Source organism: Micromonospora sp. NPDC005197, assembly GCF_040608295.1.
Classification (GTDB): domain Bacteria; phylum Actinomycetota; class Actinomycetes; order Mycobacteriales; family Micromonosporaceae; genus Micromonospora.
Window position 1 is genome coordinate 35,574 of record NZ_JBEXHY010000028.1, and the last position, 24,661, is coordinate 60,234.

The following is a 24,661-nucleotide window of genomic DNA, read 5'->3' on the forward strand; positions in this document are numbered from 1 at the left end:
GGGCTTTCGCGGCCCGTAGTGCCGTCTCGGGTCCCGCAGGACCTTGCGTACGCACCGCGCTGTTGCCGACCCGCAGTGCTCGACCCGCGGCGGTCATCCCGGTAACGGACGGCAGGTGCTGCTCGCGCTGCTCGGGGGTATCGTCCGAGTCGAGGGCAGGCCGCGCATCGAGCCATTGCCATGGAAGCGCTCCCATGCAAGAATCGGCGCACGCGGTTCGGGGAGCCACACCGCGCAGGCAGGTCGTCGAGGGCATCCGGTTCGCCGGACGACAACCGGCCGCTGAGCGGTCGGTGTCGCGCCGGCCAATCACCACCAACCACCACCGCCCGTCCGGGTCGGGCACCCCCCAATGAATCCCGTGGCGCCGGAGGCCGTCCGTGCAGGACGCCCGCCGGGCCGTCTCGCCGGGCCGTACGCGAGCCCGGTCTCGCCCAAGGAGATCAGTGGCATGAATGTGTGGAGAAGGCTGTCCGGCCCACGCCGGACCCTCGCGCTCGCAGGCGCGGGCGTTCTGGTCGCCGGCGGGCTGGTGACAATCCCGGTCACCGCGGCGCAGGCCGCGACGCAGTGCGACATCGCGTACACGACCAATGACTGGCAGGGCGGCTTCACCGCCAACATCACCATCAAGAACCTCGGCGACCCGGTCAACGGTTGGACGCTCGGCTGGACCTTCCCCAACTCCAGCCAGCGGGTGCAGCAGGGCTGGTCGGCCACCTACACCCAGTCCGGCAGCCAGGTCACCGCCCGGAGCTTGTCCTACAACGGCACCCTCGCCAATGGTGCGTCGACGAACATCGGGTTCAACGGCGCGTGGAGCGGCAGCAACCCGAAGCCGACCTCGTTCACCCTGAACGGTGTGGTCTGCAACGGTGGCACCGGTAACCCGACCACCCCGCCGCCGACCACGGCCCCGCCGACCACGGCCCCGCCGACCACGGCGCCGCCGACCACGGCCCCGCCCACCACGGCCCCGCCGACCACGACTCCGCCGGGCACCAAGGTCGACAACCCGTACGCCGGTGTGCGCGGGTACGTGAACCCGGAGTGGAAGGCCAAGGCGGATGCCGAGCCGGGTGGAAGCCGGGTCTCGAACAACCCCACCGCCGTCTGGCTGGACCGGATCGCCGCCATCAACGGCACTCCGAACAGCAGCTCGAACGGCGCGTTCGGGGTGCGGGAGCACCTGGACGAGGCGCTGCGCCAGGGCGCCGGCTACATCCAGTTCGTGATCTACAACCTGCCCGGCCGGGACTGCTCGGCGCTCGCCTCCAACGGTGAGCTGGGCCCGAACGACCTGCCCCGGTACAAGGCCGAGTACATCGACCCGATCGCCGCGATCCAGAGCGACTCGAAGTACCGGAACCTGCGGATCATCAACGTCATCGAGATCGACTCGCTGCCGAACCTGGTGACCAACACGTCCGGTCAGGCCGGCGGCACGGTCATGTGTGACACGGTCAAGGCCAACGGCGCGTACGTGAACGGCGTCGGCTACGCCCTCGCCAAGCTGGGCGCGATCGGCAACGTCTACAACTACATCGACGCCGGGCACCACGGCTGGCTCGGTTGGGACAGCAACTTCGGCCCGACCGCCGACATCCTGAAGACCGCCGCGGTCGCCTCCGGCAGCACGGTCAACAACGTGCACGGCTTCATCACCAACACCGCGAACTACTCGGCGCTGCAGGAGCCGTACTTCAAGATCACCGACACCGTGAACGGCCAGACGGTGCGGCAGTCCAAGTGGGTCGACTGGAACTTCTACGTCGACGAGCTGTCCTTCGCCCAGGCGTTCCGTACCAAGCTGATCTCGGTCGGCTTCAACTCCAACATCGGCATGCTGATCGACACGTCCCGCAACGGCTGGGGTGGCTCCGCCCGGCCCACCGGACCGGGCGCGACCACCAGCGTGGACACGTACGTCAACGGTGGTCGGATCGACCGCCGGGCCCACGCCGGCAACTGGTGCAACCAGGCCGGTGCCGGTCTCGGTGAGCGGCCCCGGGCGAACCCGGCGACGGGTATCGACGCCTACGTCTGGGTGAAGCCCCCGGGTGAGTCGGACGGCTCCAGCAAGGAGATCCCGAACAACGAGGGCAAGGGCTTCGACCGGATGTGCGACCCGACGTACGGCGGCAACGCCCGCAACGGCAACAGCCCGACCGGCGCCCTGCCGGACGCGCCGATCTCCGGTGCGTGGTTCTCGGCTCAGTTCCAGGAGCTGATGCGCAACGCGTACCCGGCTCTCTGATCGGGTAGCTCACGCGCCAACCCGCCGCCGGCAGTAGGTGAGGCACTGCCGGCGGCAGGTTTCCCGGGGTCCCCGGTCCGACCAGTACGGTCGGGCCGGGGACCCCCCTTTGTCCGCCCCGGTCAGGGCACGATGCGCTCGATCGCCGCGCGGCCCTGCTCGGCCAGGTCGCGACGGGCCTTGTCCAGGTTCTCCGGCGTGAGGTCCTGCCCGCGGGCCATCACCAGGTCCTCCGGCTCCCAGGGCTGCTCGGCCCCGGTCCGGATGTTGTCGCCGCCCGCGCCGGTGCCCGTTCCGGTGGCGCCGGTGCCGGCGGCGTACGGGTCGCCGATCAGGTCGTCGGTGTCCGGAGCGAGGTCCGCCGGCCGGTCGCGGGGCTCGGTGAAGGTCGGCGTGTCACGGTCGGGCCCGCCTCCGGTCCGCAGCTGCGGGACGGTGCTGTCGTCGTCCACCGCAGCGGCCGTTTGCGGGCTCTCCTCCAGCGGTCGGCGGTCGCGATCGGTCATGGTGCTGCCTCCTGTGTCCGACACGTTGCCTGATCCCCCTCGCGTACCCCGTGCGCGAGAGCCCATGCGCGACGCCGGCGCCGTCCGTGTGGACGGCGCCGGCGCGGCGGGCCTGAGGTCAGCTGTCGGGCTGCTGCTCGTTCGGGGTCGGCGCCTCGGCCGGGCGCAGCCACTGCCAGAGCAGCATGAGCAGGCCGAAGGCGAGCATCACGAGCCCGGCCCACAGGTTGATGCGGACACCCTCGGCCTTGTCGATCTCGGCCCGGCTGTCGAAGACGCCGATCAGCGTCACGATGATCCCGTACGCCACGAAGAGGCCACCGATCACCCGACGGATGTCGAACAGTCGGGCGGCGGCGGAGCGGCGCTCCTCGGCCTGCGTCTCGTCGATCAACGGGTCCTGCGCCGGCTGGCCGTCGTTGCTCATCTGCCGACTCCTTTCTAGAAGACCGGGATGTAGAAGAGGGCGGCGAGCGCGACCGCGATCACGCCCAGCAGCACGGGGGAGCGGTACCAGACGGCGTCCCCGGCGAGCACGTCGCCCTTCAGGTCGACGCCGCCCATGCCGTAGACCAGCCCGCGCAGCTCCTCGTCGCGCTTGGGTGCGGTGAGCGGGGTGAGGATCGCGGCGACCACCGCCACGGTGACGAACGCGATGCCGGCGCCCCAGAAGCTCTCCTCCAGGTCGGAGTTGAAGTCGATCACGCCGCCCTTGTAGAGCAGGTAGGTCGCCAGCGACGCCAGCGTGCCGAGCAGCAGCGACCAGAAACCGGCCAGCGCGCTCATCCGCTTCCAGAACATGCCGATGATGAACGTGGCGAACAGCGGCGCGTTGAACAGCGAGAAGAGCGCCTGGATGTAGTTCATGATGTTGCTGAACCCGGACGCGATGAACGCCGTCCCGATGCCGATCACCACGGCGGCGACCGTCGCCCACCGACCGATGCGCAGGTAGTACTCGTCGGACCGGCCGCGGCGGACGTACGCCTGCCAGATGTCGTAGGTGAAGACGGTGTTGAAGCCGCTCACGTTGGCCGCCATGCCGGCCATGAACGACGCGAGCAGGCCGGTGACCGCCACCCCGAGCACGCCGTTGGGCAGCAGGTCCCGCATGAGCAGCGGAATGGCGTTGTTGTACTGCAGGTCGCCCTTCTCCGCGCCGAGCCCCTTCACCGTCACGAGGGCGACGAGGCCGGGGATGATCGTGACCAGGGGGATGAACAGCTTCGGGTACGCGGCGATGATCGGCGTACGCCGGGCGGCGCTCATGTTCTTCGCCGACAGCGCGCGCTGCACCTCGGCGAAGTTCGTCGTCCAGTAGCCGAACGAGAGCACGAAGCCGAGGCCGAACACGATGCCGATCCACTGCGCGCCGAGCGGGTTGTCGGTGCTGGCGGTGTCCTGCCAGGCGTGCAGACCCGCCTCGCCGAGCTTGGAGTCGCGGACCGCGTCCATCAGCCCGCCCACGCCGCCGACCTTGACCAGACCGATCACGGTGACCGGGATGAGGCCGGCCAGGATGACGAAGAACTGGAGCACCTCGTTGTAGATCGCCCCGGACAGGCCACCGATGGTGATGTACGCCAGCACGATCGCCGCGCCCACCACGATCGCGGTCCAGAGCGGCCAGCCGAGCAGCGCCTGCATGACCAGGGCCAGCGCGTAGAGGTTCACGCCGGCGATCAGCACCTGGGCGACGGCGAAGCTGAGCGCGTTCAGCAGGTGGGTCGGTCGGTTGAAGCGCAGCCGCAGGTACTCGGGCACGCTGCGGACCTTGGACCCGTAGTAGAAGGGCATCATCACGATGCCCAGAAAGACCATCGCCGGCACCGCGCCGATCCAGTAGTAGTGGACCGTCATGACGCCGTACTGGGCGCCGTTCGCCGCCATGCCGATGATCTCCAGCGCACCCAGGTTCGCGGAGACGAACGCGAGGCCGGTCACCCAGGCCGGCAGGGAGCGGCCGGAGAGGAAGAAGTCGACGCTGGTCCGGATCGCCCGCCGGGCGGCGAAGCCCACCCCGAGGACGGTGACGAAGTACAGCGCAAGGATCAGGTAGTCCAGCCCGTTCATATTGAGCCGCAGACCGCCGCCGTCCATCCCGTCACCCCTCGTCCCGACGTTGACACCGGATTCGATGCGCGCGCCCTATTACCCGCTCCGCGAGGTTTCATGCCTGCACGTCCGCTCCGCTGCGTTCGCGCCCGCTCGGGCGGCTTGGCCTTCGGCGTGCGACTGGCCGGTCTCGAGCACTCAGCCGCCACCCCTCAGGGACGCCGAGGGGCGCCCCGGCCGGCAGGCCGGAGCGCCCCGTCGATCGATACGCCTCAGCGACCCAGTACGCGGTCCAGGAAGTCCCGGTAGTTGCGGACGGCCATCCGCAGCTGCTCGGTGTCCGCCGAGCCGGCGTCCTGCCACCCGCCCAGGGTGTTCTTCTGCGCGGCCAGTGCCGAGGCGAGAGCCTGGATGGCCTCCTCCACGAGGGCTTGCGCCTCACCGGCCGCGGCGTGCGGATCGTCGACGAAACGCAGCTGCACGTCCCGCCAGCGGTCCCGGAATCCCTGTGCGGTGTCCCCGTCGAGGAGCGTGGCCGGTTCGGCGGCGACTGTCGAACCGGCGGGCCGCGACGTCCCGGCGGATTCCAGGGAGGCGCCGGCCGCCCCGGTGGTGACCGGTTCGGCGTCGGCGTCCGGGTCGACCATCTCCGGAGACGCGCTGCCATAGCCGGCCGCGCCCGCGGTCGCCGCGTCGGGATCGCCGGCCCAGTCGGTCAGGTCGCCGCGCCGCTCGGGCGCACCGTCCGTGCTGTCCGCGGCGACGACGGTGCCCGCGGAGGTCTCGGTGTCCGCGCGCCGGCCGTCGCCGTTCAGGTCGGCGTCCTCGTCGGTCGCCGGTGCGGCGTCCCGGTCGGTCTCCGGAACGCCGTCACGGCGGTGCAGTTCGGCGGTGGGGTCGGCGCGCAGACCCTCCCGCTCGCCGTCCTCGGCGCCGTCGCCCGGCTGGGCGGTCCGCTCGGCCCGCGGATCCGGCTGGTCCTGCGGGTTCGGGCTCGCCAGTGCGGACGCCGCCACCGCGTCGGCCACCGTGGTGGCGCCGAAGGCGGTCGGGAGCGGCCCCGGCTCGTGGAAGCCACCCTCGTCGTCGGGCCGGTTCCGGCGGTCGGTGTCGTCGGCCCGGTCGTCGTCGGCCCACTCGTCGTCGGTCCGGTCGTCGTCGGCCCGGTCCTGGAACGCTCCCGGGTCGGTGCCGTTGGCCCGCTCGTGGTCGGTGGCCGGGTCGTGGTCAGTGGCCCGCTCGTCGTCGGTGGTCGGATCGTCGAAGGTGCCCCGGTCGTCCAGGGCGTCCTCGGGTACGTCCGAGCGGGCGGCCCGGTCGGCGGTCGGCGGCACCGGCACCGGTGCGGACCGGACAGCCTCCGGATGGTCGTTGCTCACCTGCTGCTCTTCGTGGCGCATCGGTGGCCTCCTCAGCGGCTCGTGGCGTCGTGCGGAGTGTCCGGGTGGGAACCCTGTTCGGTCGTGCGCTGACCGACCGGCTCCTCGCCGAGCAGGTCGGCGAAGAGAGCCCGGTAGTGCACGACCGCCTGGCGCAGCTCCTCGGTGCTCGCCTCGCCCCGGGAGTTGCGGAGGTGGATCTCGTGCGCGTCCCGGTAGTTGGTCAGCGTGCGGGCGTGCTCGACGGAGAGGTGGGCGATCTGGTCGGAGAAGTCCCCGGTCGGATAGCCCTGCTCCTCGATGAGCCGGGTGACCAGTTCGTCCGCGTCCCCCACGGTCTCGCCCGGCGAGTCGATGAAGCGGATCTGGAGCTCTTCCCAGGCGGCGGCGTAACGGGCCCGCGACTCCGGGCTGAGCGGGGTGAGCGTGAGCTCGGCGTGCCGGCGTTCCCGGTCGCGCAGCTCGCGCTCCGCGGCGGACCGGCTGTCCTGCTCCTGCACCACCCGGTCGTACTCCGGCCCGAACCGGCTGCGCAGCGCGCGGCGACGGCCGATCGTCCGGACGGCCACGGCGAGCGCCGCGACGATCACCAGCACGACGAGCACGATGACGATTATCTGCGTGGGCGACATGGGCTCCTCCTTCGTCACCTGGTATTCCCTCCGCGTACTGATCGCCAATCCCGATCCGAGGCACTTTCCTCACCGGTCCTGGTCGGGTGTCGCCACAATTCGAGGCAAAAATTTGACTCATTCCAGATAACGCGCTTGGGTGGGTGGTGTCCGCCGTACGCCCCGCGAGCGACCCGGCCCGGCCACCCCGGGACCGGTCAGGCCCGCCGCACCACGCATCCGGAGGAGACCGATGAGCGACCCGCAGGCCGACAGGCCGACCCTCACCACCCGCCAGGGTCACCCCGTGCACAACAACCAGCAGCAACGGACGGTCGGCTCACGCGGGCCAGCCACGCTGGAGAACTACCACTTCCTGGAGAAGATCAGCCACTTCGACCGGGAGCGCATCCCGGAGCGGGTGGTGCACGCGCGCGGCTTCGTCGCGCACGGTGAGTTCGAGGCGTACGGGACGATCGGCGACGTGCCGGCGGCCACGTACACCCGGGCCAAACTGTTCCAGACCAGGGGCGCGAAGACCCCGGTCACCATCCGCTTCTCCACCGTCATCGGTGGCCGGGACTCCTCCGAGGCCGCCCGCGACCCGCGCGGCTTCGCGGTCAAGTTCCGCACCCAGGACGGCAACTGGGACCTGGTCGGCAACAACCTCCAGGTCTTCTTCATCCGCGACGCGATCAAGTTCCCCGACGTGATCCACTCGCTGAAGCCCGACCCGGTGACCTTCCGCCAGGAGCCGAACCGCATCTTCGACTTCATGTCCAATACACCCGAGTCGATGCACATGCTGACCTGGCTCTTCTCCCCGTACGGCATCCCGCGGAACTACCGCACCATGCGCGGGTCCGGCGTGAACACCTACCGTTTCGTGAACGCCCAGGGCGAGGGCGTGCTGGTCAAGTTCCACTGGCTGACCCAGCAGGGCGAGCACAACCTGACCCAGGCCGAGGCGGATGCGATTCAGGCCACCGAACTGGGCCACGCCTCGAAGGACCTGTACGAGGCGATCGAGCGCGGTGAGTACCCGCAGTGGGAGCTCAACGTGCAGATCATGAGCGACGACGAGCATCCCGAGCTGGACTTCGACCCGCTCGACGACACCAAGATCTGGCCGGAGGAGCAGTTCCCCTACCTGCCGGTCGGCATGATGACGCTCAACCGCAACATCACCGACCACCACAACGAGAACGAGCAGATCGCCTTCGGCACCGGCGTGCTGGTCGACGGGATCGACTTCTCCGACGACAAGATGCTCGTCGGGCGGACCTTCTCCTACTCGGACACCCAGCGCTACCGGGTCGGCCCGAACTATCTCCAACTCCCGGTGAACCGGCCGCGCGAGGACGTCCAGGTCAGCACCAACCAGGGCGGCGGCCAGATGTCGTACGGGGTGGACAACCGCGGTGGCAACCCGCACATCAACTTCGAGCCGTCCTCGGTGGCCGGTCTCCAGGAGGCCGACGAGTCCTACCGGGAGTACCGGCCCTTCGTCTCCGGGCACGTCATGAAGGCCCCGATCGAGCGGCAGGACAACTACGCGCAGGCCGGCCGGCGCTTCCGCGAGATGACGGACGCCGAGCGCGACGACCTGGTGCACAACCTGACCACGCTGCTGGCCCAGTGTGACAAGCACATCCAGGAGAAGATGGTCTGGCACTTCAGCCAGTGCGACGCGAGCTACGGCCGCCGCGTCGCCGAAGGGCTCGGCATCGCCGACCACGTCTGATCCGTACCGCGCCGGCACGAGCGCCCCACCGGTCACCGGTGGGGCGCTCGTCGTGCCGGGGCGCAGGCGCATTCCGCAGCGTCGATGTCGGCGCGACAGGCGGTAGTGCAACCGGGCGCGATTACGTATCCTGCCCAAGGCGCCCGCGCCGGTGCCCGGCCTGACGGCCGGGTGCGCGACCGGCGAGCGCGTTGCCCGGCGGTGCCGGCGCCCCTCCTGCCACCCCTGTACGGGCGAGGTCTGATGAGAACCCGCGACTGGCCGATCCGCTCGAAGCTGACCGCGTTGGTCGTCGCCCCGGTGACCGCGCTCCTCGCGCTGTGGATCTTCGCGACGACGTTGACGTTCGGCCCCGCCCTGAACCTGCTCTCCGCGCGCACTTTGCTGTACGACCTGGGCCGCCCCGGCGAGGTGGTCGTCACCGAGCTGCAACGCGAGCGTCGACTGTCGGTGGTGCAGCTCGCCGGCACCACCGAGCTGCCCGCCCTGGCCGAGCAGCGCCAGCGTACGGATCGGGCGGTCGCCGAGCTGCGTCGCCGGGTCGACGGGGAGGAGTTGCGCGACGCCGCCGACGAGTTGTTGGAGGACCGGGTCGACCGGCTGGTCACCGCCCTGGCGGCGTTGCCGACCGGACGGGACTTCATCGACGACGGCATGATGGACCGCGCCGGGGCCCTCGGCCTCTACAGCGGCATGGTCTCGGCAGCCTTCCAGGCGTTCTCCGCGATGGCGAATCTGAACGATCCGGCCATCAATCGACAGGCGCTGGCCCTCACCACGCTGGGCCGTTCCCGGGAGCTGCTCGGCCAGACCGACGCCATGCTGGCCGGTGTGCTGACCGCCGGGAAGTTCGCCGAGGGGGAGCACGCCCTGCTCGTGCAGGCCATCGGCAACCAGCGGTGGCTCACTGAGAGCGCGGTGGCCGACCTGCCCGAGGCCGGGCGCACCGCGTACCAGCGACTGACCGAGAGCCCGGCGTTCACCAGCCTGCGCGCGATGCAGGACGCGTTGATCGGGGCCAACGGGTCCGGTCGGCCACCGGTGGACGCGGCGTCGTGGCAGACCAGCCACGACGAGGTACAGCAGCAGTTGCGCGACTTCGAGCTGGCCGAGGCCGACGGGCTCACCGACCGTTCGGTGCCGATGGCCGTCGGGATCCTGGTCCGGCTGGCCGCCGCCGGTGTGCTCGGGCTCGCCGCCGTGGTGGTCTCGGTGCTGGTGGCGCTGCGGGTCGGCCGCACGTTGGTCCGGCGACTCAGCGGGGTCCGTACCGCCGCCCTGGAGCTGGCCGAGCACCGGCTGCCGGACGTGGTGACCCGACTGCGCCGCGGCGAGCAGGTCGACGTCGCCCGGGAGGCGCCACCCCTGGAGTACGGCAACGACGAGATCGGCGAGGTCGGGCGGGCCTTCACCGAGGTGCAGCGCACCGCCGTCCAGGCCGCCGTGGACGAGGTCACCCTGCGCCGAGGGCTCAACGAGGTGTTCCTCAACATCGCCCGGCGCAGCCAGGGCCTGGTGCACCGGCAGCTGCACCTGCTGGACCGGATGGAGCGTCGCGCCGAGGACCCGGACGAGCTGGCCCAACTGTTCCAGGTGGACCACCTGGCCACCCGGCTCCGCCGGCACGCCGAGGACCTGGTCATTCTCGCCGGTTCCGCGCCGGGCCGAGGGTGGCGCAACCCGGTTGCGATGGTCGACCTGGTGCGTGGGGCGATCAGCGAGGTCGAGGCGTACGACCGGGTGGACATCACCAGCGTGCAGCCCGTCGGCGTGCTGGGTCGGGCGGTCGGCGACATCATCCACCTGCTCGCCGAGCTGGTCGAGAACGCCACCGCCTTCTCCCCGCCGGACACCCGGGTGACCATCAGCGGGGAGCAGGTCGCCAACGGGTACGTCCTGGAGGTCACCGACCAGGGGCTGGGAATGTCTGCCGCCGCGCTGGAGAGCGCCAACACCCGGCTGGCCAGCTCACCCGAGTTCGACCCGGCGCAGAGTGCCCGACTCGGCCTGTTCGTGGTGGCCCGGCTGGCGGCCCGGCACGCCGTCCGCGTACGGCTGCGGCCCTCCGAGGCGGGCGGCGTCACCGCCGTGGTGCTGGTCCCCACCGACCTGGTCACCACCGAGCCGCCGGCCGGCCCCGACCCCGCCACGCTGGCCGCCACCGCGGGCGACCGGCGCCTGGCCCGACCTGTGCGCCGAGGCGCGGTGCCCCGGCCCCGCGCCGGCCGTAGCAGCCCAGCCGTGGCCGCGACCGCCACCGATGACCTGCCCACTCTCGCCCTACCCACGGGCCCGACGCCCGACCGCCCGTCCGCCGACGGACCGGGCGCCGGTGGGGCGGGCACGGACGCGCCGGGCGCCAACGGCGAGTCGTCCTCCGACGGGACGACTGACGACCTGGAGGGGCTGCCCCGCCGGGTGCGACGGCGTACCCCCACCGCCCTGCCCCGGTCCACCGTCACCGACGCGCCGACGCCACGTTCGCCGGAGGAGGTACGCCGGGTGATGGCGGCTCTCCAGGCCGGCACCGCACGCGGCCGGGCCACCGTCGTCGCCCCGGGCTCGGCCGCTCGGCGCGGTGCGCCCGGCACGACCGCTCCGGCGAACCGCGCGGGCACGACTCCGGCTGTGGCAGGCCCAGCTGTGGCAGGCCCGGCTGTGGCAGGCCCGGCTCCGGCGCCTCCGACGGCCTCCGAACCTCCGACCGCGACTGAGAGGGACGCCTAGTGCGGCAAACGACGAAGCAGAGCGCCAGCCTCGACTGGTTGCTCGACGAGTTGGTGCAACGGGTACCGGCCGCCCGGGAGGCGGTGGTGCTCTCCGCCGACGGGCTGCTGCTCGGCGCCTCGGCCGAGCTGGAGCGCTCCGACGCCGAGCACCTCTGCGCGCTCGCCGCCGGCTTCTCCAGCCTGGCCCGGGGCGCGAGCCGGCACGTGGACGGCGGTCCGGTCCGGCAGACGGTGGTGGAGATGGAGTCGGCGTACCTCTTCGTCACCGCCGCCGGGCAGGGTGCCTGCCTGGCCGTGGTGAGCGACGCCGACGCGGACATCGGCCTGGTCGCGTACGAGATGGCGATGCTGGTCATTCGCGTGGGGGAGAACCTCACCGCCGCCGCCCGACCGGTGACGGATGCCGGTGATGCGGGCTGAGCCGCCCGGCCCCCAGCACGAGTGGCTGGACGGCGACGCGGGCCCGGTGGTCCGCCCGTACACGCTCACCGGCGGCCGGGTGCGCTCGGCCGCCGACGGGTTCGACCTGGTCGCGTTCGTGCTGGCCGGCTCGGACCTCGACCTGGCGGCTCACCCGCAGCTGCCGCCGGAGCACCGGCGGCTGGTCACGTTGGCAGGTCGCCCGGTGTCGGTGGCCGAGCTGGCGGCCGAGCTGGACCTCGCGGTCGGCGTGATCCGGGTGCTGCTCGGTGACCTCCTCGCTCAGGGGCTGGTCGCGGTGCACGAGCCGCCGGCCGGCAGCGACCTTCCCGACGACGACATCCTCAAGGCGGTGGTCAGTGGACTCCGTGCGCTATGACCAGGCGGGCACCTCGGTCACCGTCCCGCTGGCACTGAAGATCCTCATCGCCGGGGGCTTCGGTGCCGGCAAGACGACGCTGGTGAGCGCGTTGAGCGAGGTTCGACCGTTGCAGACCGAGGAGGTGCTGACCGACGCCGGCGTGGGCACCGACGACATCTCCGGGGTGGAGGGCAAGTCGACCACCACGGTGGCGATGGACTTCGGCCGGATCACCATCAACGACGACCTTCAGGTGTACCTGTTCGGCACCCCCGGCCAGGACCGGTTCTGGTTCCTCTGGGACGAGTTGGCCTTCGGCGCCCTCGGCGCGGTGGTGCTCGCCGACACGCGGCGGCTGGCCGACTGCTTCCCCTCGATCGACTACTTCGAGCAGCGTGGCATCCCGTTCGTGGTGGGCGTGAACTGCTTCGAGGACACCCGTCGGTTCGAGCTGGAGACCGTACGCCGGGCGCTCGACCTGGATCCGGACGTGCCGATGGTGCTCTGCGACGCCCGGGACCGGCAGTCCGGCAAGCTGGTGTTGATCTCCCTGGTCGAGCACGTGGCCCGGCAGCGCGGTGAGCCGGTGCCGGCCGCCTGACCCGGCCCCGCCGCGGGCGGGCGGCCTGGCGTCGGCCCGCCGACGCGGGATCGGCGGGCCGATCCGGTCCTCGGAAAGCCGGTTAGCGGGTCGGCTTCGCGGGCAGCTCTGGTTGGATCTACTCCAGGATGCCGGCAAAGGGGTGCAGCGTGACTGGTCAGGGCGAGATCGTCCACATCGGGGGTTACACCGCGCAGAGCGGAGGGCGGGGAAGCGGCATCGTCGCCGCCCACCGGGACCCGGCCACCGGGGCGCTGACCCCCCTCGGCACGGTGGCGGTCACGCCGTCACCGTCGTTCCTCGTGCGGCACCCCACCCGTCCGGTGCTCTACGCGGTGAACGAGCTGACCGACGGGGAGGTCAGCGCCTGGCAGGTCGGGCCGGACGGCGCGCTGGACGCGCTCGGCAGTCGGTCGACCGGCGGCGCCGAGCCCTGTCACCTGGCGGTGCTGCCCGACGGTGACCACCTGGTGGCGGCCAACTACGGCGGCGGCAGCGTCGCGGTCTTCCCACTCGACGCCCAGGGCGTGCCCGGCGAGCGCACCGATCTGGTGGTGCACGAGGGGCACGGCCCCGACCCGGAACGCCAGGACCGGGCGCACGCCCACATGGTCTCCCCGGGCCGGGGCCGGGAGCCGCTGCTCGCGGTGGACCTCGGCACCGACTCGGTCTACCGGTACGACCTGGACGGCGCGAGCGGGCGGCTGGTGCCGCGCGGTCCGCGGATGCGGACGGCGCCCGGCACCGGGCCCCGGCACCTGGCCCGCCATCCCGACGGCCGGCGCTGCTATCTGGTCGGCGAGCTGGACGCCTCGGTCACCGCGTACGAGGTGACCGACGAGGGGGCACTGCACCAGCGTGGCCGGGTCGAGGCGAGTGAGCGAGCGGGCCACGTCCAGCCGTCGGAGGTCGCGGTCGACCCGGACGGCCGTTTCCTCTACGTCGCCAACCGCGGGGTCGGCACCATCGCTGTCTTCGACCTGGCCGGTGAGCTGCCCGATCTGGTGGCCGAAGTGGACACCGGCGGTGAGTGGCCGCGACACTTCGCCCTCATCGGGGAGCACCTGTACGTGGCCGACGAGCGGGCGGACATGGTGCGGGCCTTCCGGCGGGACGCGAGCACCGGCATCCCGGCCCCGGTCGGCGAGCCCGTCCCGGTGGCGAGCCCGACCTGCGTGCTGCCGTGAGTCGGTCGGCGGCGGGACCGGACGTGAGAGGGAAACCGGTTTGGCAACGCCGTGGGGCCGCCTCGTCACACTCTGTTGCTAATTGGTGATCAACTGTTTCTCCTGCGTAACTTTAGTCCGAACGGATGTGGCAGAGACGGCACCTAATACGCAAGATGGTCAGCGTGTCAGCAGGCCGCCATCGCATGCGTACAAAACTTCATCTAGCAGCCGCCGCCGCGACGGCGACGGTTCTCGTCGTCACCACCGGCGTCTGGTTCGGCTATAAGGAGCTGATCCAGCCCAGCTGTTCGGGAGAGATCCGACTCGCCGTGGCGGTCGCCTCCGAGCTGGCGCCCGCCGTGGACGCCGCCGCGTCCCAGTGGGTCAAGGACGGCGCCGCGGTCGGCCCCACCTGCATCCGGGTGGACGTCTCGGCGTCCGACCCGGTCGATGTGGCCGCCGTGGTGGCCGCGAAGCACGGTGCCGTGCTGGCCGGCGTCGGCCAGGCCAGCGGCACGGCGGTCACTCCGGACGTCTGGGTGCCGGACTCCTCGACCTGGCTGCTGCGACTGAAGAAGGACGCCACCGCGTTCGCGCCGACCAACGGCGCCTCCATCGCGCGCAGCCCCGTCGTCGTGGCGATGCCCGAGCCGGTGGCCACGCGGCTGGGCTGGCCCAACGCCAAGTTCACCTGGGCCGATCTGCTCAAGCAGGTCAACAGCAGCAAGCCGCTGCGTACCGGCATCGTCGAGCCGACCCGGGACGCGGCCGGCCTGTCCGGCCTGCTCTCGCTGACCACGGCCGCCAGCGGTGCCGGCGGGGACGCCCAGCGCAACACCGTCGGCGCGCTGCGGGCGCTGGCCACGGGTCGCTCCTCGCTCCGCAACGACCTGCTGGCCCGCTTCCCGACCGCCACGGACCCGACGTCCATCGCGAGCGCGCTCGGTGCGGCGGCGCTCTCCGAAGAAGACGTGATCGCCTACAACAGCAAGAAGCCCCCGGTGCCGCTCGCCGCGCTCTACATGGAGCCGGCCCCGATGCCGCTGGACTACCCGTACGCGGTGCTGCCCGGCATCGAGCCGACCAAGGCGGCGGCGGCAAAGGTGCTGTTCGAGCTGCTCACCGCCCCGAAGTTCCGCGACCGGCTGGCGGCGCAGTCGCTGCGCGGTCCGGACGGCAACTGGGGTGCCGGCTTCAACGCGCCGCAGGGCGCCCCGAGCCCGGCCGGCGGCGCGTCGACCGCCCCGGCGGCCGGCGGCACCGCGGCGGGCGGCCTGGACCCGGCCGCGATACAGCGTGTCGTCTCCAGCTGGTCGATCGCCACCCAGTCGGGTCGGATGCTCGCCGTCATCGACGTCTCCGGCTCGATGAAGGACCTGGTGCCCAGCGCAAACAACCGCAGCCGGGAGGAGGTCACCGTGGACGCGGCCCGCCGCGGCCTGGGACTCTTCGACGACTCCTGGTCCATCGGCCTGTGGACCTTCTCCACCAAGCTGGTCGGCAACCGGGACTACCGGCAACTGGTCCCGATCGGGCCGCTCTCCGGCCAGCGGGCGCAGTTGGAGGGGGCACTCGCCACCATCAAGCCGTCCAGCGGTGACACCGGCCTCTACGACACCATGCTGGCCGCGTACCAGGCGGTGCAGGAGGACTGGCAGCCCGGCCGGGTCAACTCCATCGTGCTGTTCACCGACGGCAAGAACGAGGACGACAACGGCCTCAGCCAGGGGCAACTGCTCGCCAAGCTCAAGCAGGTCGCGGACCCGGAGCGGCCCGTGCAGGTCATCATGATCGGTATCGGCGAGGGCGTCAGCAAGACCGAGTTGGAGTCGATCACCAAGGTGACCGGCGGCGACGTCTTCGTCACCAAGGACCCGAACGAGATCGGCAGCATCTTCCTCACCGCCATCGCGCGCCGCCCCCCGGCGCCGCGCTGACCGGCCGCACAGCAGGAGAAACCCGCCGTACCGCGTCAGCGGTACGGCGGGTTCCTTTTATGGCCGCAGGGTTGAAGAAAAGTGACGGCAATACGTCGGAAGCAATCGGCAGCCATAGTTATCAAGGCAGGATGTCGACGTGTCCCGGCATCGTCCGTCCGCCTCCGGTCCGACTCGTCGGCCGGGGCCGTCCTGAGCAGAGTGGGAGGGCCGGTGACCGCGGCGACACTGTTGACCCCCGCCAGCACCTCGGCGACGCCGGAGGGCCCGCCGAGCGGGCTGGTGGCCCGCGCCGACGAACGGTCCTACGTCCGGGTCCTGGTCGTGCTGGACACCACAATCCTCATCATCGCGCTGCTCGTCGGGTACGTCGGCCGGTTCGGGGACGAGGAGCCGGTCGGCTCCAAGATCCCGTACGTGCTGGTGGCGCCGGGGTTGGTCCTGGCCTGGCTGATCTCCCTCAAGGCGCTCGGTTGCTACGACGACCGGGTCGTCGGCTACGGGGCGGACGAGTACCGGCGGGTCAGCTCGGCGAGCCTGCGGTTGGCCGGCGCGATCGCGATCGCCGGCTACATCGCCGACGTCGGCGTCTCCCGTGGTTTCCTCGGCATCTCGTTCGCGGTCGGCACGGTCGGGCTGGAGGTGACCCGGTTCGTCGCGCGCAAACGCCTGCACCGGGCCCGCTCGAAGGGCACCGGCTGGTCCCGCAAGGTGCTCGTGGTCGGCGACACCGCACACGTCCTGGAGTTGGTGCACACCCTGCGCCGGGAGCCGTACGCCGGCTATCAGGTGGTCGGCGCGTGCATCCCCGACGCGCTGCTCGCGCCGGTGGCCCAGCGGCTCGGTGACGTGCCGGTGGTGGGATCGTTCCGGGGCATCCCGGAGGCCGCCACCGCGATCGGCGCGGACACGGTCGCGGTGACCGCCTCCGGTGAGCTGACGGCGGCCCGACTGCGTCGGCTCGGCTGGCAGCTGGAGGGGACCGGCGTCGACCTCGTCGTGGCGCCCGCGCTGACCGATGTGGCCGGCCCACGGATCCACACCCGTCCGGTCGCCGGGCTGCCCCTGATCCACGTCGAGGCGCCCGAGTTCCGTGGTGCGCGCAAGCTGGTCAAGGGGTTCGTCGACCGGTCGGCGTCGTCGCTGGCGTTGGCGCTGCTGCTGCCGCTGATCGCGGTCATCGCGTTGGCCATCAAACTGGACAGCCGGGGGCCGGTGCTCTTCCGGCAGGTCCGGGTGGGTCGGGGCGGCCAGGAGTTCGGCGTGTTCAAGTTCCGGACGATGGTGGTCAACGCCGACGCGCTGCTCACCGAGCTGGCGACCCGCAACGAGACCGACGGCCTGATGTTCAAGATGCGCGACGACCCTCGGGTGACCCGGGTCGGCCGGCTGCTGCGCAAGTGGTCGCTGGACGAGCTGCCGCAGCTGGTCAACGTGCTGCTGGGCCAGATGAGCCTGGTCGGGCCGCGTCCGCCGCTGCCCTCGGAGGTGGCCCGCTACGACGGTGACGTGGCCCGGCGGCTGCTGGTGAAGCCCGGCATGACCGGGCTGTGGCAGGTCAGCGGTCGATCCGACCTGAGTTGGGAGGACGGCATCCGACTCGATCTCTACTACGTGGAGAACTGGTCGCTCGCCGCCGACCTCACCATCCTCTGGAAGACCGCCGGCGCGGTGCTGAACAGCCGCGGCGCGTACTGACCGCCGCCGCTCACGCCTGCGGGCCGGTCCAGTCCAGGCAGACCACCACGGCATCGTCGACGAGGTCGCCGGCCACGAACGCGCGCAGGTCACCGATCAGCGACCGCACGGCGTCCAGTGGCTCCATCGGGCCCGTCCGGCGCAGGAACCGGTCCAGTGCCGTCTCGCCGTAGCGCACGTTCTTCCCGGTGGCCTCCACCACGCCGTCGCTGACCACGAAGAGCCGGTCGCCGCGTTCCAGCGTGAACGTCTGCTCGTGGTAGTCGGTCGCCTCGAACATGCCGAGCGGGAACTGCGCCTCCAGCGGTTGCTCGGTGACCTCTCCGCCCCGCAGCAGGACGAGGCGTGGCGAGCCGGCGTCCACCACGCTCATCGTCCCGGAGCGCAGGTCCAGCTCCATCAACAGCACGGAGAGGTGCCGCTTGCCCCGGTACTCGTCGTAGATGGCCTGGTCGGCGAGGGCGGCCTGATCACCCAGACTGAGGCCGGCCCGGCGGGCGTTGCGCAGCGCGTGGGTGGCCAGCGACGTGAGCAGGGACGCCGCGACACCCTCACCGGTCCCGTTGACCGTGGAGAGCCAGAGACGCTGCCCGTCGTCGGCCCAGTCGAAGCTGTCGCCCCGCACGGCGTACGCCGGCTCCAGCTGCCCGGCCAGGCTGAACGAGGGTCGGATCCGGCTGCGGCCGGGGAGCAGGTCCCACTGCATCTCGGCGGCCAGGGTGAGCCGCTGGCTGCGCCGCGCGACGCGGTAGACGTCGGTGCCGGCGGAGACGGCCGCCAGCTCGTGCGCGAGCGCGGTGGCGACGTCGGCCAGCTCGCCGAGCACTGCCGGGTCGTCGGCCACCGGCGCGAGACGCAGGACGCCCCGCCGTTCGCCGCGCATGCTGACCGGCACCCAGGCGGTGCCGTCGACCAGCAGGGGCACCTGGTGGTCGAAGGCCCGCCAGGCGGGGTGTCCGGCGTCCCGGATGGAGTCACCCTCGGTGAGTGGCAACAGCTCCGAGAGGCGGTAGTCGACCTGGTACAGCTCCGCTTCGGTGATCCCGTACGCCTCTTTGAAGATCTTCCCGATGCTGCCCACGAGAAGGTCGGCGGGTGTCTCGTTCAGGGTACGACGTGCCCGATTGACCGGTTTACTCATCAGGCCTCCTTGATCAAAGCTCGACTACCAGTGGCTTCGGAGTAGTCTCGGGCCGCCATGGCCGAAGAACACGGTCCACCGGACCCTGCGACGAGTATGGCTGCCGCGTTGGACGCGGCGGCGGGAGCCCTGCTGGGCGTATGGGATTCCGCCCGCGAGGCGACCGCCAGCCGGGTCTCCGGAGCCCAACTACGGGCTGTGATGGTGGTCGAGCAGCACGACGGGATCAACCTACGCCGGCTCGCCACCCGCCTGGACATGTTGCTCAGTTCCGCCAGCCGACTCTGCGACCGGTTGGTCGCGGCCGGCATGCTGGAGCGCGAGCCGGGTCGCTTCGACCGGCGGGAGATCTCCCTGCACCTCACCCCGGAGGCCCGTCGACTCCTCGCGGAGCTGCGCGCCGACCGGCAGAAGCGAATTGCCACAGTGCTGGCGGCGATGACTCCGGCGGGCCGTACCGCCCTGGTGAGCGGGATGCGGGAGTTCGACGAGGCCGCCCGCCGGCAGCAGGCGCGAAGCGGCTCGGCGCCGGATGACGGGGACCGGCCGCCTGGGCGAGACGACTGGCCGGACGACGCGGACCCGCGGGATCCGGACCGGCCCACCGGGCCGGCGGGGGACTCGTCGGAGCGCCCGGAGCGGTCGACCCGAACGGTGTGGCAGACCGGCCCCGAGCGGGCGGTGGGCACGCCGCGCGAATGGCCCACCGGTGAGCCGCCGGTGGCCCGGACCGCCTGACTCAGGCCGGCGCCGACGCGCACACCGCCAGCACGGCGATGTCGTCGTGAGCCTGCCCGCCCAGCCACTCGTCCACCACGTGGAGCAGCCTGTCGACCAGCGTGGCCGGAGGCAGCCCGGCCGCTGCGGCCAGTGCGGCGCGCAGCCGGTGCGCGCCGAACTTCTCGGCGTGGACCGGGCCGCCGTTCGCCTCGGTCACCCCGTCGGTGTACGCGAGGAGCAGGTCGCCCGGGTCGAGGTGCACCTGCGCCTCGGCGAACCGGGCGTCGGCCAGTGCGCCGACCGGCATCCCGCCGACCGGAACCGGGACGACCGAACCGGCGGCGGTGACCAGCAGCGGCGCGGGGTGCCCGCCGCCGGCGATCCGGATGTCCACCCCCGCCGCCCCGCGCTCCAGTGATCCGAGCAGCAGGGTGGTGAGCTGGCTGCGCCGTGCGGCGTCGGGCGCGTCGAACAGGGTGCGGTTGAGCAGGTGGATCAGCTCCAGCGGTCGCTGCCGCCGGGCACGGTCGGCAGCTCCGGCGGGAGCAGGCTGGTCTGCAACACCCGGCCAGGTGGGCCTGCTCGCCGTACAGCTCGGCGGCGGCCAGCGCCGCGCCGGCCCGCGCGGCGAACTCGCGGGCCAGCTCGACGTCGCGTGGGTCGAAGCCGGCCCGGCCGGCACGGCGGACCAACAGCAGTGCACCGGCTGACCCCCCGGGACCGGGCATCGGGCTGACCAGCAGCGCGCCCGGCCGGCCGAACCCGGGTGGGAGCACGGCGCTCAGGTCCGCGGCCTCGGCGTCCCGCCAGCGGCTCGGCTCGGTGGGTACGCCGTCGACCGCCCCGCAGGTGCCGGCCGTGGTGCTCGGCGTCGAAGCTCTCGGTGCCGTCCTGCAGGGCCCGGGCCAGTGCCGCCACCGGGCACTCGGACAGCTCGACACCCGCGACGATCTCCGGGAGCAGCTGGGCTGCCCGGGCGTTGACGAGGGTGACCCGGCCGGTCTCGTCGGTCGTCAGCACGGCCTCGGCGAGCCCGTCGAGCAGCTCGCGGGCCAGTGGCGAGTCGGCCGGCAGCGCACCGCCGCCGCGTTGGCGGGTCGGTGGTCGCGACGCCTGCCAGTCGCCGCCGACCGGACCTGCGATGCCGCCCCGTCGGGTCGTGGTCACCGCCCGACGCTGCCGGGCGTCCGACGACCTCTACGCATGCTGCTCCTGCGCTCCTCGCCTGCCGATAGTTGCTCGACGGCAAGCGTACCGAGCCGCACCGACGCACGCCCGGAGCGCGTCAGCCGGAGCGGTTCAGCCAGCCTGCGGGGCGGGCGACGATCCGCCGTACCACCGAGCCGGCCGCGCCCACGGCGGCGGCCTCCGGACCGAGGGTCGAGGGCCGGACCGTGACCGGTGACCAGGCGGCGGTGAGCACCCGGGCCGCGATCTCGGCGAGCACCGGCGGGCACAGCCAGGGCGCCAGCGGGGCGTACCCGCCGCCGAGCACCACGGTGTCCAGGTCCAGCAGGTTGACCACGCCGGCCACCGCCACCCCGAGTGCCGTACCGGCGTCGTGCAGCGCCCGTAGCGCGTCCGGGTCACCGGCCTCGGCCAGCTCGGCCAGTCGCGCCGTCGCGGTGTCCGCGGGAAGCTCCGCCCGTACCAGCCCGGCGCCGGCCACGATCGCCTCCTGACCGGCGTACTGCTCCAGGCAACCCTGCCCTCCGCAGCGGCACGGACGGCCCTCGGGGTGGACCGGGAGGTGGCCGATCTCGCCGCTCCAGCCGCGTACGCCGCGGAACAGCGCGCCGTCCAGGACGATCCCCGCGCCGATGCCGACCTCGCCGGAGATGTGCAGGAAGCTCGCCGGGCCGGGCGGCCGGGAGTGCAGCTCGCCGAGCGCCGCGAGGTTGGCCTCGTTGTCCACCACCAGGGCCGGGATGCCGGGCACCTGTTCGGTCAGGGGCGGGTGCCTGCTGAGCAGTTCGGGCACCGCGACGTCCCGCCAGCCGAGGTTCGGCGCGAGCCGGACCAGGCCGGCGTCGTCCACCAGGCCGGGTACGGCGAGCGCGGCTCCGGCCAGGGTGAGGCCCTGCCGGGCCGCGTCGGCGCGGGCCTGCCGGGCCAGGTCGACGAGGCGGGCCAGCGCGTCGGCGGGGGCGACCGGGCGCAGGTCGGCCCGGTGCACGGTGCGGTGCCGGACCTGGCCGGCGAGATCGACGACGCACACCGTCAGGTAGTCGACGTTGACCTCCAGGCCGAGCCCGGCCGGGCCCTGGTCGGCCAGGACCAGCCCCCGGGCCGGGCGGCCGGCGCCCGCCCGGGGCGCCGGGTCGGCCTCGCTGACCAGTTGGCCCGCGAGCAGGTCCTCGACCACCGCCGAGACGGTGGCGCGGGTCAGGCCGGTGGCGGTTGCCAGGTCGGCCCGGGACGGGGGACGCTCGGCGGCGGCGATCCGGCCGAGAACCAGGGCGAGGTTGAGCTCGCGGAGGCTGCCCTGACGGGCTGCGCCGGCCGGGGCGTGGGTGGGGCTCACCCCTTGACAGTGCCATAGGGCGGGCAAATAATTCAATCGCTGAACAAATACCTGACACCACCACCCCGGAGGTTGCTCATGGCACCCCGTCCCACCCCCGCCGACAAGTTCTCCTTCGGGCTCTGGACCGTGGGCTGGCAGGCCCGCGACCCGTTCGGCGACGCGACCCGTCCCGAGCTGGACGCCGTCGAGGCGGTGCACCGGCTCGCCGAGCTGGGCGCGTACGGAATCACCTTCCACGACGACGACCTGATCCCGTTCGGGGCCGACGCCGCCACCCGCGATCAGCGCATCGCGCGGTTCCGCAAGGCGCTCGACGAGACCGGCCTCGTGGTGCCGATGGTCACCACCAACCTCTTCACCCACCCGATCTTCAAGGACGGCGGCTTCACCAGCAACGACCGCGACGTCCGCCGGTTCGCGCTGCGCAAGGTGCTGCGCCAGGTCGACCTGGCCGCCGAGCTGGGCGCCAGCACCTTCGTGATGTGGGGTGGTCGCGAGGGCTCCGAGTACGACGTCGCCAAGGACGTCCGCGCCGCCCTGGACCGTTACCGCGAGGCGGTGGACCTGCTCACCCAGTACGTCATCGACAAGGGCTACACCATGCGGTTCGCCCTGGAGCCCAAGCCCAACGAGCCGCGCGGCGACATCCTGCTGCCCACCATCGGGCACGCGCTCGGCTTCATCTCCCAGCTGGCCCACCCGGAGATGGTCGGTCTCAACCCGGAGGTCGGCCACGAGCAGATGGCCGGGCTCAACTACGCCCACGGCATCGCCCAGGCGCTCTGGCAGGGCAAGCTGTTCCACCTGGACCTCAACGGCCAGCGCGGCATCAAGTACGACCAGGACCTGGTCTTCGGCCACGGTGACCTGATGAACGCGTTCGCCCTGGTGGACCTTTTGGAGAACGGCAGCCCGAACGGCGGGCCGACCTACGACGGCCCCCGGCACTTCGACTACAAGCCCTCCCGCACCGAGGACATGGACGGTGTCTGGGCCTCCGCGGCGGCCAACATGAGCACCTACCTGCTGCTCAAGGAGCGGGCCGCGGCGTTCCGCGCCGACCCCGAGGTCGTCGAGGCGCTCGCCGCCAGCAAGGTCGACGAGCTGAACACGCCGACGCTCGGCGACGGTGAGGGCTACGAGGAGTTCCTGGCCGACCGGTCCGCGTTCGAGGACGTCGACGTGGACGCGGTGGCCGCGCGGGGCTTCGCCTTCGTCCAGCTCAACCAGCTCGCCGTCGAGCACCTGCTCGGCGCTCGCTGAGGCCCCGCCATGCCGTTGGTCGCAGGCGTTGACTCGTCCACCCAGTCCTGCAAGGTGGTCATCCGGGACGCGGAGACCGGCGCCCTGCTCCGGCAGGGCCGGGCACCGCACCCGGACGGCACCGAGGTCGACCCGGAAGCCTGGTGGCAGGCGCTGCGCAGCGCCGCCGACGAGGCCGGCGGGCTGGCCGACGTCGCGGCGGTCTCCGTCGCCGGCCAGCAGCACGGCATGGTCTGCCTCGACGAGGCGGGCCGGGTGGTGCGCCCGGCCCTGCTGTGGAACGACACCCGCTCCGCCGATGCCGCCGCCGACCTCATCGAGGAGGCCGGCGGCGGCTCGGAAGGGCGGCGGTTCTGGGCCGAGGCCACCGGCAGCGTGCCGGTGGCGAGCTTCACCATCACCAAGCTGCGCTGGCTGGCCCGGCACGAGCCGGATCTGGCCGCACGGGTGGCGGCCGTCTGCCTGCCGCACGACTGGCTGACCTGGCGGCTGGCCGGTGCGCCGGGGCTGGCGGGGCTGCGGACCGACCGGGGTGACGCCAGCGGCACCGGCTACTGGTCCCCGTCCACCGGTTCCTACCGTCCGGACCTGCTGCAACGGGCCTTCGGTCGGCAGCTCGTGGTGCCCGAGGTGCTGGGCCCGGCCGAGTCGGCCGGCACGCTGGCCGACGAGCTGGGTGGGGGCGGCGCGCTGCTCGGCGCGGGCACCGGCGACAACGCCGCCGCCGCGTTCGGCGTCGGCGCCGGTCCCGGTGACGTGGTCGTCTCGATCGGCACCTCCGGCACGGTGTTCAGCGTGGCCGACGTGCCGGCCGCCGACGAGAGCGGCGCGGTGGCCGGCTTCGCCGACGCGTCGGGCCGCTTCCTGCCGCTGGTCTGCACGCTCAACGCCGCCCGGGTGCTGGACGCCGCCGCCACGATGCTGGGCGTCGACCTGGACGAGCTGGCCGAGCTGGCGCTCTCCGCGCCGGCCGGCGCGGACGGGCTGGTCATGGTGCCCTACCTGGAGGGTGAGCGGACGCCCAACCGTCCGCTGGCCACCGGCGCGGTGCACGGGCTGACCCTGCGCACGTCGACAGCCGCGCACCTGGCCCGGGCCGCCGTGGAGGGCATGCTCTGCGCGCTCGCCGACGGCCTGGACGCGCTTACCGCGCAGGGCGCCACCGTCCGCCGGGTCATCCTCGTCGGCGGCGGGGCACGCTCGGCCGCGGTCCGCCGGATCGCACCGCAGGTCTTCGGCTGCCCGGTGGTCGTCCCGCCCGCCGGGGAGTACGTCGCCGACGGCGCCGCCCGCCAGGCCGCCTGGGTCGCCCTCGGCGGTCCGACCCCGCCGCAGTGGGAGGTCAAGGGCACCGAGGAGTACGCGGCGGAGCCCGTCCCCGCCGTCCGTGACCAGTACGCCGCCGCCCGCGGGTTGGTCCTCGACCGCCGCTGACCGTCGGAGTCGACGCGGGTGGGAGCCGACCGGCACCCCCCCCCCGCGCCCGGAGGCGAGGGGGGGAGGGGGGGGGGGGCGGCAGATGGGTGAGCAGAGGGGGGGGCGC

Annotated in this window: 21 protein-coding genes; 12 read left to right on the forward strand and 9 right to left on the reverse strand. The window is 72.4% G+C overall.

What is annotated here, in order from left to right; genetic code table 11:
• Window positions 1–451 precede the first annotated feature (451 nt).
• Window positions 452–2,257 carry a glycoside hydrolase family 6 protein gene (locus tag ABZU46_RS12830; RefSeq protein WP_354856978.1) on the forward strand — a complete coding sequence of 602 codons (1,806 nt, stop codon included), beginning with the start codon at window positions 452–454 and terminating at the stop codon, window positions 2,255–2,257.
• Window positions 2,258–2,379: 122 nt separating this feature from the next.
• Here ABZU46_RS12830 and ABZU46_RS12835 read toward each other — a convergent pair whose 3' ends face one another.
• The 5 genes from ABZU46_RS12835 to ABZU46_RS12855 all read right to left on the reverse strand — a co-directional run bounded on the left by ABZU46_RS12835 (window position 2,380) and on the right by ABZU46_RS12855 (window position 6,829).
• Window positions 2,380–2,763, reverse strand: coding sequence for a hypothetical protein (locus ABZU46_RS12835; protein ID WP_354856981.1), 384 nt, complete (start codon window positions 2,761–2,763; stop codon window positions 2,380–2,382).
• A 118-nt stretch (window positions 2,764–2,881) separates the two neighbouring features.
• Window positions 2,882–3,190 carry a hypothetical protein gene (locus ABZU46_RS12840; protein ID WP_354856983.1) on the reverse strand — a complete coding sequence of 103 codons (309 nt, stop codon included), beginning with the start codon at window positions 3,188–3,190 and terminating at the stop codon, window positions 2,882–2,884.
• A gap of 14 nt (window positions 3,191–3,204) precedes the next feature.
• Window positions 3,205–4,863, reverse strand: a complete 1,659-nt coding sequence (locus ABZU46_RS12845) for a sodium:solute symporter family protein (RefSeq protein ID WP_354856985.1) — start codon at window positions 4,861–4,863, stop codon at window positions 3,205–3,207.
• 227 nt (window positions 4,864–5,090) lie between these two features.
• Entirely contained in the window at window positions 5,091–6,218 is a 1,128-nt protein-coding gene (locus tag ABZU46_RS12850; protein WP_354856986.1) for a hypothetical protein, read from the reverse strand.
• An 11-nt stretch (window positions 6,219–6,229) separates the two neighbouring features.
• A complete protein-coding gene (locus tag ABZU46_RS12855; protein WP_354856988.1) occupies window positions 6,230–6,829 on the reverse strand; it encodes a hypothetical protein in 600 nt (199 codons plus the stop codon).
• 232 nt (window positions 6,830–7,061) lie between these two features.
• On the opposite strand from ABZU46_RS12855, the gene ABZU46_RS12860 reads away from it, so the two are divergent.
• The 8 genes from ABZU46_RS12860 to ABZU46_RS12895 all read left to right on the forward strand — a co-directional run bounded on the left by ABZU46_RS12860 (window position 7,062) and on the right by ABZU46_RS12895 (window position 17,467).
• Window positions 7,062–8,552, forward strand: a complete 1,491-nt coding sequence (locus tag ABZU46_RS12860; RefSeq protein WP_354856990.1) for a catalase — start codon at window positions 7,062–7,064, stop codon at window positions 8,550–8,552.
• Window positions 8,553–8,795: 243 nt separating this feature from the next.
• Window positions 8,796–11,279: a nitrate- and nitrite sensing domain-containing protein gene (locus tag ABZU46_RS12865; protein WP_354856992.1), complete on the forward strand. Its 2,484-nt coding sequence runs from the start codon at window positions 8,796–8,798 to the stop codon at window positions 11,277–11,279.
• Window positions 11,279–11,701: a roadblock/LC7 domain-containing protein gene (locus ABZU46_RS12870; protein WP_354856994.1), complete on the forward strand. Its 423-nt coding sequence runs from the start codon at window positions 11,279–11,281 to the stop codon at window positions 11,699–11,701. The genes ABZU46_RS12865 and ABZU46_RS12870 overlap by 1 nt, the downstream gene beginning before the upstream one ends.
• Window positions 11,691–12,080 (forward strand): DUF742 domain-containing protein, encoded by a 390-nt coding sequence (locus ABZU46_RS12875; RefSeq protein WP_354856996.1) that lies wholly within the window; start codon window positions 11,691–11,693, stop codon window positions 12,078–12,080. Before ABZU46_RS12870 ends, ABZU46_RS12875 begins: the two co-directional genes overlap by 11 nt.
• On the forward strand, window positions 12,061–12,663 hold the full coding sequence (locus ABZU46_RS12880; RefSeq protein ID WP_234582070.1) for an ATP/GTP-binding protein: 603 nt from the start codon (window positions 12,061–12,063) through the stop codon (window positions 12,661–12,663). The genes ABZU46_RS12875 and ABZU46_RS12880 overlap by 20 nt, the downstream gene beginning before the upstream one ends.
• 149 nt (window positions 12,664–12,812) lie before the next feature.
• On the forward strand, window positions 12,813–13,850 hold the full coding sequence (locus tag ABZU46_RS12885) for a lactonase family protein (protein ID WP_354856998.1): 1,038 nt from the start codon (window positions 12,813–12,815) through the stop codon (window positions 13,848–13,850).
• Between the two features lie 164 nt (window positions 13,851–14,014).
• Window positions 14,015–15,769 (forward strand): substrate-binding domain-containing protein, encoded by a 1,755-nt coding sequence (locus tag ABZU46_RS12890; RefSeq protein WP_354857000.1) that lies wholly within the window; start codon window positions 14,015–14,017, stop codon window positions 15,767–15,769.
• A gap of 213 nt (window positions 15,770–15,982) precedes the next feature.
• Window positions 15,983–17,467, forward strand: a complete 1,485-nt coding sequence (locus ABZU46_RS12895) for a sugar transferase (RefSeq protein WP_354857002.1) — start codon at window positions 15,983–15,985, stop codon at window positions 17,465–17,467.
• A 10-nt stretch (window positions 17,468–17,477) separates the two neighbouring features.
• Here the strand turns inward: ABZU46_RS12895 and ABZU46_RS12900 are convergent, their stop codons facing one another.
• Window positions 17,478–18,608 (reverse strand): PP2C family protein-serine/threonine phosphatase, encoded by a 1,131-nt coding sequence (locus tag ABZU46_RS12900; RefSeq protein WP_354857003.1) that lies wholly within the window; start codon window positions 18,606–18,608, stop codon window positions 17,478–17,480.
• A gap of 96 nt (window positions 18,609–18,704) precedes the next feature.
• On the opposite strand from ABZU46_RS12900, the gene ABZU46_RS12905 reads away from it, so the two are divergent.
• A complete protein-coding gene (locus ABZU46_RS12905; RefSeq protein ID WP_354857005.1) occupies window positions 18,705–19,346 on the forward strand; it encodes a MarR family transcriptional regulator in 642 nt (213 codons plus the stop codon).
• 1 nt (window position 19,347) lies between these two features.
• Here the strand turns inward: ABZU46_RS12905 and ABZU46_RS12910 are convergent, their stop codons facing one another.
• The 3 genes from ABZU46_RS12910 to ABZU46_RS12920 form a co-directional block, all read right to left on the reverse strand.
• On the reverse strand, window positions 19,348–19,833 hold the full coding sequence (locus tag ABZU46_RS12910; protein WP_354857015.1) for a PP2C family protein-serine/threonine phosphatase: 486 nt from the start codon (window positions 19,831–19,833) through the stop codon (window positions 19,348–19,350).
• Window positions 19,824–20,495, reverse strand: a complete 672-nt coding sequence (locus ABZU46_RS12915; RefSeq protein ID WP_354857018.1) for a hypothetical protein — start codon at window positions 20,493–20,495, stop codon at window positions 19,824–19,826. The genes ABZU46_RS12910 and ABZU46_RS12915 overlap by 10 nt, the downstream gene beginning before the upstream one ends.
• A 118-nt stretch (window positions 20,496–20,613) precedes the next feature.
• Complete coding sequence (locus ABZU46_RS12920) at window positions 20,614–21,852, reverse strand: ROK family transcriptional regulator (RefSeq protein ID WP_354857006.1); 1,239 nt, start codon at window positions 21,850–21,852, stop codon at window positions 20,614–20,616.
• 78 nt (window positions 21,853–21,930) lie between these two features.
• On the opposite strand from ABZU46_RS12920, the gene xylA reads away from it, so the two are divergent.
• Together xylA and xylB are read left to right on the forward strand one after the other, a co-directional pair.
• A complete protein-coding gene (gene xylA, locus ABZU46_RS12925) occupies window positions 21,931–23,118 on the forward strand; it encodes a xylose isomerase (protein WP_354857007.1) in 1,188 nt (395 codons plus the stop codon).
• 9 nt (window positions 23,119–23,127) lie between these two features.
• Window positions 23,128–24,552: a xylulokinase gene (gene xylB / locus ABZU46_RS12930; RefSeq protein WP_354857009.1), complete on the forward strand. Its 1,425-nt coding sequence runs from the start codon at window positions 23,128–23,130 to the stop codon at window positions 24,550–24,552.
• Window positions 24,553–24,661 lie beyond the last annotated feature (109 nt).